The following is a 13,594-nucleotide window of genomic DNA, read 5'->3' as shown; positions in this document are numbered from 1 at the left end:
GGACGTGCACGAACTGCGCAGCGCTTGGTACAAGGATCACGCCAGCGGATCGAACCGCATCGACAAATTCGAACGTGATGCGAAGCTCCTATTGGACGCCCTCGATAAGGATCCGGAAAATCAGCGCTATTGGTTTTATCTGGCGCAATCCTATCGCGACGCCGGGCGGACAGAGGAGGCCGCGGTGGCCTATGCCAAACGCGCCGCCATGGGCGGATGGGACGAGGAGGCGTGGAACGCCCGCCTGCAGGAGGCGCGCTGCCTGCGCCAGCTCGGCGACGAGGCAGGCTTCATCAGCGAGGCGCTTGTAGCCTTCAATCAAAGGCCGCAACGAGCCGAGCCGCTCTATGACCTGGCCCGATTCTACCGCGACAAGGGGATGAATGACGCCAGCGTGCTGTTTTCGGAAGCAGGGCTGGCGATCAAGCGGCCGGAGCAGGACATCCTGTTTATCGAGGACTACGTCTACACCACAGGCCTCATGGAGGAGTTTGCGATCGCGGCAAACTACGCGCGCGATCCGGTGCGCAAGGACCGCGGTTTCGCGGCGTGCAATTGGTTAGCGCTGAACCGGACCATCAGCGACGGCCCGAGGGAGTTGGCGTGGTCTAACCTGTTTTTTTATGTGCGGCCCGCCAAGACACTGATGCCGTCTTTCAGCGCGCGACCGATCGGGTTCGAGGCGCCCGATGGCTATCGGTCGTCAAACCCATCAGTGGCTCGGTTGGGCGACCAGATCGTGCTCTTGCAGCGGACGATTAACTACACCCTGGCCGAAGACAATCTCCAATACGACACGCCGGGCGGAGCTCCAGTTCAGACGCGCAATTTCCTGCTCCGATTGAGTGATGAGCTCGCCATCCAGTCCGCAAGCGAGATTTTGCCGCCGGTTGACATGCCGGGGCCCGCCAACAGCCGGGTGCTCGGTTTCGAGGACATGCGCCTGTTCGCTTGGTCCGATGCGCTTTGGGGCGTCTCGTGCGTGCGCGAGCTGACAGAGGAGGGCTGGTGCGAGCAGGTCGTCGCGCGCATAGAGGAAAGCGACTCTTGCCGCCTGGTTGACTGGCGCGTGCTCCGTCCGGCAGGACACCGGGTACACGAGAAGAATTGGATGCCGCAAGTCAAGCCCGGCACGACTGGGGGACATGGTGAGGCGCTGCAGTTCATCTATCTCTGCGACCCCACCCGAATCGTGGACGAGCAGGGCTCGACGCTTAGCGAGACTTCTCCCGCGATTGCCGCCCAACGGTTCAGGGGCGGAACGCAGCTGATCGCATTCGCCGGCGGGTGGCTCGCCTTGATTCATGAAGTCCAGTGGCGAACCGCGGAGAAGCGGCGTTACTACCTGCACCGGTTCGTCTGGTTCGACGAAGCCAACACCTTGCGAAGAGTAAGCCGTCCGTTCTTCTTCGATAAAAAGGGCGTTGAATTCGCCGCCGGGCTGGCGTGGCACCCGGACGAAAGGCGTTTGCTGATTTCCTACAGCGTCACCGACAGCGAGTCCTGGATCGCGACCGTCGACGAGGCGGAGGTGGGTTCGTTGCTGCAGGGTGTGGATAGTCTTCCATCGGGTGTGGCAGATAAGACGTCCAGCTTGATGCTAGGCTCCGGGCATGGCGCTCCGCCAACGAAAGCAGGGATCAAACCCGACCGTGCTGACGGCGGAGCCATGGGCGACGCGAGCCATGCACCGTCGGAAGGCAAGGACCTCGGCTCCAGCGGCATGAAGTCGACAGACGAAATTTTTCACGAGCTCGCGCCGTTTCTGCGCAACGTCGATTCTCCGCTGGAACGGCGGGAACGATCGCGCCAGTTCGACGCGCGGATTTCCCCCTTCCTTGGCAGCGATGACACCGCACTTCCGAAGATCAACTGCTTTTACCAGGTGATGTCCGACAAGGCCGAGCATCGTACCCTGATTGCGGCCACGACGTCGATGCGGGCAGCGGGCCATCCGGTGCGGGTGTGGAGCTACGCACCTGAGAAGCTTGCGTTCCTCGTCCCGCATAGGATCGAAGTCTGCAATGCCGACGACATCATGCCGCAGGCTCTGTTCGAGCGGATCGTCGCCGGCTCCGAGATCAGGTATTTCAGCGATATCTTCCGCTACGTCCTGCTGTACGAGCATGGCGGGCTATGGATGGATACCGACGTCATCCTGCTGCGGCCCTTCCCCTTCCGGGGCGATCACTTCTTCAACCTGCAATGGCGCGGATCGCACAAGGGCCATTTCATCTGCGGCAACGTCATGCATGCCAAGCCTTACAGCCGACACATGCGAGCCCTCTACGAAATGTCGATCGAGCGTTTCCATTCCGGCCATGGCAAGGATTTCGGCGATGTCGGCCCCAAGCTTCTGTCCGACTACATCGCATCGGACGCCGGCGCCGAATTGCGCGATCAGGTCTTCGGCCCGATGTTCTTCAACGCGATCGACTGGATGGAAATCGACAGGTTTGAAAAGCCGATAACGGAATTGGCCGACTACCTGAATGACGAGCGTGTATTCGGCATTCATCTGTGGACGGCGCGTAATGCAGCCAGCCCCGACGAAAAAGGCGCCCCTTTCATTTCGCAGCTGATCAGCCCACTGGAGGGCTTTCCCACCTTCACGAGCCTTGCCGACCGGTTCAACACCGACAAGAACCGGCATACCGGCAACCGCCATTGCTATGCGAGGATCTATGATCGGCTGCTGTCGGCGCGGCGGCTGTCGATGCGGCGCTTGATGGAGATCGGCCTGTGCCGCAGATTGGAAGGCAAGCAGACCGAGACGCCTTCCGTCTCGCTGTGGCAGAGCTATTTCCCGTTCTGTCAGGTGATCGGCGTCGACCTGACGGATTTTTCGCAGCTCAACAACGACCGCTTCAAATCCTTCGTCTGCGACCAGTCCAAGCTGGAGGATCTCCGCCGGGTCGCGGCGACGATCGAACCGGGCTCGCTCGATGTCATCATCGACGACGGCAGCCACGCATCCTTCGATGAACAACTCACATTGCGGGAGTTCTTTCCGCTGCTGGCCGAGGGCGGCTGGTATTTCATCGAAGATCTCGACTGGCAGCCGCCCGGCGAAGACGGCGCCAAGATCACTCTGACCAAGACATTGCTGCGCCAGATCAAGGACCACGGGGCGGCGCGCTCCGTCGACCCGCTCGGTGTCGGCGAGCTTGCGGGGCAATTCGCCGAAATCCTGTTCTTCGACAGTCACTATGAGCTCAACCGGGCAAAGTTGCTCGGTGGATTGGTGGCCATTCGCAAGCGCGGCAGGAACTGCACCGGCTCGGCAGTAGTCGCAGAGAGAGCCGGCGGCGCGGGATCGGACTAAATGAAATGTTTGAAAACTCGAACAATATTCAGCTGCTGTCAGTTCCACGCCAGCCGAGGCGATATCTCATCCTCATACGCGCCGGATCGAAACCGCGACCGTCGTTTTTCTCCGAGATTCCCGATGAGAGGCGCGAATACGATCTTGCGGTGAATTACTACGCCACACCTCATCCAGATGATATCCTTAGGAACACTGCAGAAATTGTTTTCGCAGGTGGTTTATCAAAGATGCATGGAGCCAAACAGCTATTCGAAACCACTGAGCTTCATAACATCTATGAAGGAGTTTTTTTTCTTGATGACGACATAGAAATTTCTTTCGACCCTGATAAATTCTTTGAATTCTGCAATGAGTATTCACTTGATCTCGCACAGCCCGCCCTTACTCCAGATTGTATTGATGCGATTGGGCTAACCCGCCAGCATCCGGGCCTAAAGCTCCGGACGACGAACTGGGTCGAGGTTATGGCACCCTTCTTCAGGCGCAATTTCTTGAAAGAGATGCTCCATTCATTCGACCTTTCAATCTCGGGATGGGGGCTCGATCTCTATTGGGGGCATCACCTCACGAATCGCTGGACTGCTGGAATTGTCGATGAATTTCTAATGCGGCATACGCAGGTAAGTAATCACGATACCGGCGCTTTCTACTCATATCTTCGATCTATAGGCGTTAACCCCTACGAAGAAATGCGGTCTATTCTGAACATGCTTGGCACAAATCGATACACCGCTAAGCCAATACGCTTTGTCTATCATACCTACTCCTTTGGGGCATAAACCCATAGAAGGTTTTGGGATGAAAATAGCCGTCTACACCATCGCATTGAACGAAGCCGCCAACGCGGAGCGCTGGGCCAGTTCCGCCGCCGATGCCGACTACCGCATCGTGGCTGATACCGGCAGCACGGATGACACGGTGGAACTGCTGACCGCTTCTGGTGTAACCGTGCACCGAATAGCGGTCCGCCCATGGCGTTTCGACGATGCCCGCAACGCTGCCATGGCACTGATCCCGCCCGACGCCGATGTGTGCTGCACAATGGACATGGATCGGTTCCTCGAGCCCGGCTGGCGGCAGAAGCTCGAGGCGGCCTGGACGCCCGAGACGACAGCCCTTTATTGCCAGACCGTCTATAGATCGACTGTTGATGATCCGACGCCGCTACGAAGCTGGCCAGCGAAAAACTTTCATCATCGCTGGGGATATCGCTTCAGGCGCCCAGTCCACGAAGCTCTGGTCTTCACTGCAGAAACGGAAGTCACCGCGAGCAGCAGCGACATCGTCATGTTCGAGGTGCAAGACCTTACCAAGCCAACAAGGAGCAGCTACCTGCCGCTGATGGAGGTGGCACACAAGGAAGATCCCGACGACGCTCAAATCTGCTTTTGGCTCGGGCGGGACTTGATGTGGGCCAACCAACAAGAGCGGGCCGTTCCGTTGCTCCAGCGCTACCTTGAATTGCCGACAAGCAAGTGGGCGGAAGAGCGCTCCGAGGCGATGCGCTACATCGCGCGTATGCTACCGGAGCAGAGATTGTCCTGGCTGGACAAAGCCAGGATGGAAGCGCCTCATCGTCGTGAAATCTGGCTCGACCTGGCCGAGGAGTTCCATGGCAAGGCCGACTGGCTGAATCTCTTCTGGGCCTGCACCAATGGGATCGAGAAGACGCACCGCACCGGCAGCTATCTGGACGACGCGAACTGCTGGGGTTTTCGGCTGTATGATCTCGGTGCGATTGCATCGTGGCGCCTCAATGCCATGGACCGGGCGGTCGAATGGGGGCGAAGTGCGCTGGAATTGGATATGGGCAATCGGCGCCTCAAGGACAATCTTGATTTCTTCATCCGGCGGCGGGACGAGGAGCGGGCATAAAAATGATCGAACTGTCAACATTGCCTCGCGCACGACTGTTCACGGCGTTCGGCACGGTCATGTATGTCGAGCCCTTCACGGGTGAGTTGCGGCATGGTCCCGTCGAGAGTAGCCCGGCGAACGCATTTTTTGAGCTGGGCAATAATTCCGGGGGCACAAATCGGCTGGGTCGTCTGATCTATGCTGTCGGCGGTTCGGCCGAACCGATCGACTGCTATCCTGACACCTGTTTTTCCGTCTCACAGTCGCGACGTGACAATCGGTCAATCGATCCCACGACATTCGAATTGATTCCGCTGGAGCGTGGTTTGCTGACGCTGAAATCGCGGGGGCTTTTTTTGTCGGCAATTCCCGACGGCCACGTGAGGCTCGCGGCGTCTGTATGCAGCACATGGGAATTGGTCATTGCTTCAGAGAACTGGTGCACCGAAACCACCTCCGAAGATAGCGAGGTGTGGCGTGTCACAGCCCCCGGATTCGATACTAAAAAGATAGAAAAATATATAGTTCATCCGACAATTAGAGCGAAGTCTGGTAGAAAACCTGTAGGTCTAAAGGTTTTAATATATGGATATACGAAATGGTCACACGGCCGTGTTTACTATGATCTATCGCGCCGCCTGCACGATAGGGGTTTTATCGTTGACATACTCGATTGGCAAATAAACAATTTCGAATACAAAGAGGAGTTGTCAAAATACTATGACATTTATTTGACGTCTCTTGACGGTGTTTCTACGCTTGTGGATACGTATGGCGTCCCTTACGGCAAGATAGTCGCCATATCACATTCAGAATTCGATATTCGCATGCTAATTGACAAGAAAGGTTTGGAAGTATTCAACAAATTCGCTAGTTATGGCGTGGTTAGTGAGTGCGTTTATTCCGCCTCGGTAACCCGCGGTGTACCGAGAATGCCGAAAGTGGTACCGCTGGGAATTGACTATCAAAGTTTCTTTTCCGGGCTGCCTGAACGTTTAGTAACAGTCGGCTACGCCACGTCAATGTCCCTAAAGATCTATGATGTGGAGTTGAAGCGGGGAGAACTCGCCGAAGCGGCGACGCGGGAAGCTGGCTTGGCATTCAAGGTGGCCGGCTCGACCGCAGACCAGCTTTCATTCCATGATATGCCGAAATTTTATCAGAGCGTCGACGCGATTTTGACAAGCTCGGTCAGCGAGTCTGGTCCGCTATCGGTCATGGAAGGCGCGGCCGCAGGGAGGCTCGTAATCGGCACGCCTGTAGGCCACTTTCCTCAAAAGGCATATCAAGGCGGGGGCATCATCGCGCCCATCGAGCCGGACAAATTCAAGGCTTTCACCGCCGCCACCCTGCGCTATTATAAGGAAAATCCCACTGCCTTTGTCGAGAAGTGTCATGTGACGAGAGAAGCTGCAAGAATGTTCGACTGGCAATACTCGATTGATGAGTGGGTCGATCTGATCGAACGACCAGGGTCGGCAGCCAAATCTTCTCGCTCAGCTGCTCGGACTTATGTCGACCAAGGGTCAACGAGCCTTGCGCCTGTCTGCTCACGATCAGATGGTGAAGCTGGATCCCCTTTGATTCATTTGATAAATCTGGACCGTAGCATTGTTCGGCTCTCAGCTTATAAAGATAACAACCCGCATCTTGTCAGAAATACGGTGAGGATGCCTGGAATTGACGGTGCACTAGTCGACAGAAGTAAAATAATAAATGAAGGGATTATTTCTGAAGACTGTTCTTATCTGCCGGGCTCTTTGGGATGCGCTCTGTCTCACGTCAGTCTATGGAAGTTGGCGGTTTCTGAAAATAAGGTGATTACCATTTTTGAAGATGACGTTCGTTCATCATTTGATTTTCTTACTGAGTCATCCCGAATCATCTCGAGCGCACCGGCAGGCTGGGACATGATAAAGTGGGGGTTCCTCTTTGATCCATTATTCTTGTGGTTAGATTTCAATTTCTCGAAAGCTAAGCTTGAATTTTATGATCATCGATACAGCAAGAAAGGACTTTTGTTCCAATCCGACAAATCTTCTAGATCTCTTGTTAGGATAGCACATTCTTTTGGTTTGCAAGCGTACTCACTTACACCAAGGGGCGCGCAGAAGCTTCTTGGTAAATGCCTGCCTTTGAAAAAAAGAACTATTCCATTTCCAGGAACTGGAGTAGTCCTTGACGATACAGGTATCGACTGCGCGATGTGTGCGGCGTATAGCTCGATGAAGGCGTTCGTCTGCATGCCGCCGCTTGTCATCCCAGACGACGAACTGCCTTCGGATCGGGTGTCAGCAGACCAGAAAATGGGTTCAATCTGACTCCTGAGCCGACTTTGGCAATTTGCAGTGATTTGAACGCTTGACCAGCCAAGCCCCATCGCCTAGTTCAACTTCCTATTTTTCTGGGTACCAGAAAATAATTATTATCAAATGGCAAACTATCACTGACAACATAGCGAAATTCTGTGCACCATTCTTCTAGTCTCTGCTGACCCTGCGGCCATACTTCAATCAATATTTCGGGGCGCCAGAGTTCTATCGTCTTCGATAGGCCTTGCAATATTTCAAATTCCGCGCCTTCTACATCGATTTTGATGAAACCGATAGGCTGCTGCTGGACAAGATCGTCGCCGCGAATGCATTTTATGTCGCCGTGCTCGTCAGTCAGTAATTGAGCTCGGCCCATGTTGTCTGCAACAGGATAGAATACCCGCATTGTGCTATTTTGGGATCCAAGTGCCATGCCGATATAGTCTGTATTTACATTTTTACAATCGTTTAAAGAGAGGTTTATCTTCAGTATTTCGATGGCATCGGGGTTTGCCTCGAAGGCGATAATCTGTCGTGGACTGCAGAATTTTGAGACAAAGATGCAGTGATTTCCAATATTTGCACCTATATCGAGGAATATCTTGTCCGGGTTGTATCGGTCGCGTATAAGATTTAGTGCACTTCTATCGTAGAAATCTCCCCGACACAAAAACGACTGAACATAATCGTTCCTGTCTGTAATAAAGAAGTTAATAAATTTACCGTCCAAAAAGTGACTAACTACAGTTCCGCTGATTTCGAATGGGTGTCGCCGAATGTGGAAACGCTCCCACGTATTGCAGTCAAGTCGAGATAAAGTAATACGACCGTCTGGCTCTGCGCATAGGAACATATTATCTTGACATAGTGCGAACTCATTATTGTCCAAAGCAGATATGGAGAGTGCATCGTTGCGAAACGGGAGATTGTTGCCTGATAACTCCAGCTTGCTAGAGTCTGTAGTTGACGAGAAGGAAACGAGGTATACCAACTGACGTAAAGATGTTTTGTCCGAAAATTTAAGGTGTGCTAATGGGCCTTCGCGTATTAACACAACGTTCGACGGGCAGTGTTCGAAGTGGCCATGTCTGAGCTCACCTGATAAAATATCGACAAAAAGCGTTGTCCCGTGGGACGTGAACACTCGCTCAGGTGAGCCGGTTTGATCGCGCAAAGGGTCCATCTCGATAACGTGTTTGAGTTGAGCCAGACTACGCTAGTTTGAGACCTTTGCCAAAATGCGAACCGTTCTGACGCCTCAATGGGCCGCTGAATTATCTCGCATGGGAAGTTGATGTCGCAGTTGGGCATGCCCCTTAAGAGAGGTGCCTCCTTCGTCGCAAAATCTGAGTTGGAGCCAACGTAGTTCCGGCAATGTGCAGATCCTGATCTTTGGGGGAGTTGGGGTCAAGAAGATAGCGGGTTACTCTATTGTTTTTGAGCATTCGAAATGGAGCGTCGAACATTTATAACAATGTCGCTGGGCCTTGTGGCCGGAGGTCCAACTTTTCCGGCCCCGGTGCGTTGGGCTGGTTTGGAAACAAGCCAAACTCTGGTGCTGAAGGAAATTTCATTGACCGCTCCCTCGGCCTCCCTCCTCTCTGCCCCGATCGAACTCGCAGGCAACTGGGGCCACATGCTGCCCCGCTCGGCCGAACAGGTCATTGAGCACATGCGGCACGCCTGTCTGGATGGCGTGCGCCTGATCTCCGATCGCCAGCCCACGCGGCTTCGGGTCGACGAGCACACTTCCGGCTCGCCTGCCGTCTGGCTGCACCCGGACGGCAGCAGCATGGCGTGGATCATCGTCGATATCGGTGACCGCGACTGGTCGAAGCTCGCCTACCAGTTCGGGCATGAGCTCGGCCACGTCATGGCCAACAGCTGGCAGGCGGACGCCAAGCCGGCGGCGCCGTGCCAATGGCTGGAGGAAGCGATGGTTGAAGCCTTCTCGCTGCGCGGCCTGGGGCGCCTGGCGACGGACTGGAAGCAGAGCCCGCCCTTCGCCGGCGACAATGCCTTCGGCGATGCCATTGCCGAGTATCGCCAAAACATCATCCGAGGCTATACCACGCTTGCCGAGAGCCAAGGGCTCACGGGCGACGCCGCGGCGTGGTTCGCGGACAATCGCAGCGAAATCGAAATACCCGGCCTCAATCCTTTCGCCCAGGCGATGTCCTTGGCCATCCTCGCCGAGTACGAGGCGGCGCCGGACTGTGTCGAGGCGCTGGGCGCACTCAACCGCTGGCCTGGCCGCACCGGTATCCCGATCGCCGAGTATTTCACGCAATGGGAGGCGAGCTGTGCCGAACTGCAAGCCTCGCTCCGACTGCCGATCCGCCTTCGCGCGCTGCTGCGCATCGCGTGATAACTTCGCTCAATGCTGCCCTTGTTGAACGCTCGCTGTGCCGCGACGAGGCACTGTTACTTAAAGATTCTGCTTTTTCCAGGTGGTCGTATAAACGGAAGCCATGCCTCGCCATTGTCGCCACGCACGATGATCTCCGCAACCGCGGTCCAGCGATCCCCGATGCGCTCCACGGTGAGAGAAATACGGCCGGCCGAGTGCTTCACGGCATCCGCTCCGTGCAAACGAACGAATGGGCATCCACTGTAGCCGGATTTGGGTACTGGATAAGCGAGGATCTTTTTCCAAGCGGCAAATTTGTGGCTGCGGTTGATTGATCGCTTTGGGCTGCAAGCAAGAAAAAATCTAGTTAGATCAGCGGCCTAGCTGGGGCTAAGAACAATCGAGTGGGAACTAACCTCTGCAACGAGCAACGCCGTCGTCGTTTTCCAAAGGCCAAATTGAGGAGCTGTAGCGCGGTTGCAGGCGATTTTGGTCGTAGCAAACGGCCGGCTTGCGGGCGCGCGCCCTCGGCCTCGAAGATCAACTTGCGCAGGCGGTAATCTTGACACGTCGGCGCTGGATGGAAGCCGAGCGCCGGTAGTCAGAGCCCGGCTGATGGAGAAACAATCATTGCAGCTAAAATTAAGGAACAGATCCAGCGGACTACCTCGTTTAGTTGCCTGAAAAAATGTGGCACCGGATTTGCATCGGTCTGTTGGTCAGCGGCAACAATTCGGGATCGGATAAATGCGGATAGACACTCAACCAAGCCGAAGAACAGGCGCGCCGAAATGCATATTTTTGGGGCCACTTCAGACAGATGACATGCGAGCCGACGAAAACGGAAATGTTACAATCGTTATGATTGCAGATGATATCTACTCAAAAAATTCCAAACAGCGCTATCAGATAACGCTCACCAGAGATGAGGTCAAAATGCTTGGCGCAGCACCGTCACTAACGTCTGTCCCAAAATAGTTCAAGCGTCTGGACGCTTTGAACCGTGGCGCCTCAAAACAGGACACGTAGCGTCGGCCGGCGCCGGTTGTCCGTTGGGGGAAACAATCGGCGCCGGCCCCGGGCGGCGAATTTCGGCGCACGTTCAACTTAGCTATTATGCGTCCTGACCAAAAAGAGGTCCGATCGGCGTAGGGCCAAGCGCTACCCCGGAGAAAGCGAGTTTTACAGGTTGCCGTTTTGGGGCAACGGAATCAGCGCTCGAATCTGAAGACCAACGGCCACTGGTTCGTTTGCGTCATATGTGCGGCGACATGCCTCCGACGGCTAAACGGATCGAGAAGGTCCGAGCCGTCACTGAAGCATAGCGAATATTTTAGTTCGGAATTGCTGATATTACCACTCGTTATCGGCCGGCAGCCTACCCCATGTAGCCGATTGGGCCCGACGGTCATGCAAAGGTCATGCAAACTGTATCCCAACAGGCTGTTGGGCCGCTCAGGCAGCCTCGCGCAACATTTCCGTCTGCCCGCGTGGCCCGGCGCCTTGGGGTAGGGGGCTTGTGGCGCCGGGCCTGACCGGCAGGATCCTATAGTTATGCGCGCCGGTGGAACCGACATATATGCCATTGATTATATAAGATAAATTCATCCAAACGTATGAAGGGGGGAGTAGAAGGTGGACCATTACGCTGATTTCGAAACAGCGCTTCAGTTCGTTCAAAACGCTGCGGATACGGGCTCCGCGACAGGACAAGCAATATTCGGCTACATACTGAGCAAAAGGCCCCATACTCATGCGTGATCTCGATGCAGCGCATAATAGGTACGAGAAATCGGCGGCGCCCGGCTGCCGGACGGACGCAAGAAACTGGAGCAGAGGCCCAGGATTGCATAACGAGTTGCGGCACGCCGGCGATGCCGTCTGCTGACAGCGATCTATTTTCTTGCGGTCCTCACTGAGCACGGAATGGGCGTGCCGTCCATCTCGAGCCCGCCCTCCAGCTGTATCAGCTTGCAGCGGAGAAGGGGCCCGTCTCGGACCGGTTGCGGCTGCAACTTTCTCTCATCGATGGCAGCTTGTCGCGTCAGTATTCGAAGACTGGCGAAGCATGGCTGCGCCGCGTCGCCCCGGCCCGAAATCTCAAAGCCGCCTGTCGTATTGGCGAACCGGCAAGTGAAGTGTCCCCAGCCGGACTATGCGAAAGCCAACGTGGAAACGGCGCGCGTTATCAAGTGGCCGCCCGTGCCCTGGCTTCGCTTTATCTCTGTGGGAACGGAGTCGCCCATGACGCCGACGAAGGAATGCACTGGCTGCTCGCCCCGAGTGGCGGCAATCGCGAATCCCAGGTTGATCTTGCGAACTTTGTTCTCGACGACGCAGGGATGAACCGATCAATTCTTGCTCGGCCGCTATTTTGCCAAAGGTATCGCTGGTGAGCGCGATCCAGTTGCTGGGTTGCTGGCCTTAGCTGGCTCGAGCGAGCCGCCGCTCAGGGTCTAGGGTGAAGCCGCCGATGAGCAGCCGATATTCGAACCAGGTCGAGGGAAGCACAGCGGGTGCATCCGAGAAATGCTTTTGCGTCCTTCTCCCAGAAGCTGAGTTGAGGGTTCAGGTGGCTCCGAAGTCGGGAGCCTGCAACGAATCGCTGGCGCCGAGGCGCCTAGCACTCAACTCTTGAGGTATTCGCCGTCGAATCCGGCGAACTTCCTCAGGCCCGCAGAATCGAGCAGGCGGACATGGCCCTGGCGGAATTCAAGAAATTTGCGCTCGCGCAGTTCCCGCAACATTCGATTGACATGGATCGGAGTAAGGCCAAGGGCGTCCGCAAGATCGTACTGGGTAAGCGGGCATTCAAAGCCGTTCCGGTTAACCGCACCAACTCGTTGCAAACGTGCTGTCAGTTCGAGCAGCAAATGCGCCGTTCGCTCCAAGGCGTTGCGTCGCCCCACGTTGGCAAGATGCTGGGCCATCACAGTACCGTTGCGTGTGAGGGCCTCGACAATGAATGAGAACAGATAAGGCGATTTCATAGCAGCAAGCGTCAATGTCTTGGTAGGTGCCACCAGCAAAGAAAGCTCAGTTTGAGCTACGAACGTTTCAACTGCGCCGCCCCCATATGACTGAGGCAGAACGACGTCCCCCGTCAGCGCAAAATCGAGGATTTGTCGCTGCCCCCCCGGAAGCTCGTGGTAAATGGAGCCCCAACCGGACTCGACGATGTATACACGGTCGTTGCTATCGCCTTGACTGAAGACAACCGCGTCGGCTGGATATCGTTTCGTGGTGAAACCGAGAGTCTTTACAAACGCGGCGTCATCATCGTTAAGTCCAACGTATGACGGACGGTGCTCATCTCCGTTAAAAAAAGAACCTGAAGCATACGTCATCCGCACCCCTCCGACCCAATCCCGTATATACCCTCCTGCCATCACGTACACAAAATTTGTCGTGAGGAGAAACCTTGATACAGCGAGGTAACGCGACATCAACATCGGCCCGAACCACGTCCCATAGCGAGCCATGGTTCGATTGCACCGATAGATCTCGTGCCATCTATGATTTACTTCCCTTAAAATTCTCCCGGATTGACTCTACTATCTCGCTGGCAGCGAGACAACTCCGGTTGTCCGCCTGGTCGGCCGCGTTACGCAACGTCAGTGACGCGTCCTTCAGCAATCCTCTGATTTCTGCTGGCGATAACAATTCCGATGCCTCTAGTTCCAAGAGGACCGATTCACTCACGTGCAGAGCGGCAAGGGCAATCGCCCGGGGCCTTGTAGCCAGCAG

8 protein-coding genes are annotated in these 13,594 nt (G+C 55.5%); 6 read left to right on the top strand and 2 right to left on the bottom strand.

The window, feature by feature from the left end:
• Positions 1 to 4 precede the first annotated feature (4 nt).
• The 4 genes from FJW03_RS16095 to FJW03_RS16080 are packed head-to-tail and all read left to right on the top strand — an operon-like array spanning position 5 to position 7,506.
• A complete protein-coding gene (locus tag FJW03_RS16095; RefSeq protein ID WP_226890371.1) occupies positions 5 to 3,325 on the top strand; it encodes a glycosyltransferase in 3,321 nt (1,106 codons plus the stop codon).
• A gap of 5 nt (positions 3,326 to 3,330) precedes the next feature.
• A complete protein-coding gene (locus tag FJW03_RS16090; RefSeq protein WP_140764239.1) occupies positions 3,331 to 4,107 on the top strand; it encodes a hypothetical protein in 777 nt (258 codons plus the stop codon).
• Between the two features lie 19 nt (positions 4,108 to 4,126).
• Entirely contained in the window at positions 4,127 to 5,203 is a 1,077-nt protein-coding gene (locus FJW03_RS16085) for a glycosyltransferase (RefSeq protein WP_140764237.1), read from the top strand.
• A gap of 2 nt (positions 5,204 to 5,205) precedes the next feature.
• Positions 5,206 to 7,506, top strand: a complete 2,301-nt coding sequence (locus FJW03_RS16080; RefSeq protein WP_140764234.1) for a glycosyltransferase family 25 protein — start codon at positions 5,206 to 5,208, stop codon at positions 7,504 to 7,506.
• A 67-nt stretch (positions 7,507 to 7,573) separates the two neighbouring features.
• Here the strand turns inward: FJW03_RS16080 and FJW03_RS16075 are convergent, their stop codons facing one another.
• Complete coding sequence (locus FJW03_RS16075) at positions 7,574 to 8,680, bottom strand: FkbM family methyltransferase (protein ID WP_140764231.1); 1,107 nt, start codon at positions 8,678 to 8,680, stop codon at positions 7,574 to 7,576.
• Positions 8,681 to 9,052: 372 nt separating this feature from the next.
• On the opposite strand from FJW03_RS16075, the gene FJW03_RS16070 reads away from it, so the two are divergent.
• Both FJW03_RS16070 and FJW03_RS16065 read left to right on the top strand, forming a co-directional pair.
• Positions 9,053 to 9,865 carry a hypothetical protein gene (locus FJW03_RS16070; RefSeq protein WP_226890370.1) on the top strand — a complete coding sequence of 271 codons (813 nt, stop codon included), beginning with the start codon at positions 9,053 to 9,055 and terminating at the stop codon, positions 9,863 to 9,865.
• Between the two features lie 1,985 nt (positions 9,866 to 11,850).
• Positions 11,851 to 12,243, top strand: coding sequence for a hypothetical protein (locus FJW03_RS16065; RefSeq protein ID WP_140764228.1), 393 nt, complete (start codon positions 11,851 to 11,853; stop codon positions 12,241 to 12,243).
• A gap of 231 nt (positions 12,244 to 12,474) precedes the next feature.
• On the opposite strand, the gene FJW03_RS16060 is transcribed toward FJW03_RS16065, so the two are convergent.
• Positions 12,475 to 13,194: a Crp/Fnr family transcriptional regulator gene (locus FJW03_RS16060; protein WP_140764225.1), complete on the bottom strand. Its 720-nt coding sequence runs from the start codon at positions 13,192 to 13,194 to the stop codon at positions 12,475 to 12,477.
• Between the last annotated feature and the right edge of the window lie 400 nt (positions 13,195 to 13,594).

The sequence above is a fragment of the Mesorhizobium sp. B4-1-4 genome (assembly GCF_006439395.2).
Taxonomy (GTDB): Bacteria; Pseudomonadota; Alphaproteobacteria; order Rhizobiales; family Rhizobiaceae; genus Mesorhizobium.
Note: the sequence above shows the minus strand (reverse complement) of the source record. Positions and strands in the feature narration are given on the sequence as shown.

Bases quoted from the DNA above. Each gene is read 5' to 3' on its own strand.
- FJW03_RS16075 (WP_140764231.1), bottom strand. From the start codon at position 8,680: ATGGACCCTTTGCGCGATCAAACCGGCTCACCTGAGCGAGTGTTCACG.
- FJW03_RS16080 (WP_140764234.1), top strand. From the start codon at position 5,206: ATGATCGAACTGTCAACATTGCCTCGCGCACGACTGTTCACGGCGTTC.
- FJW03_RS16060 (WP_140764225.1), bottom strand. From the start codon at position 13,194: ATGACGTATGCTTCAGGTTCTTTTTTTAACGGAGATGAGCACCGTCCG.
- FJW03_RS16085 (WP_140764237.1), top strand. From the start codon at position 4,127: ATGAAAATAGCCGTCTACACCATCGCATTGAACGAAGCCGCCAACGCG.
- FJW03_RS16090 (WP_140764239.1), top strand. From the start codon at position 3,331: ATGTTTGAAAACTCGAACAATATTCAGCTGCTGTCAGTTCCACGCCAG.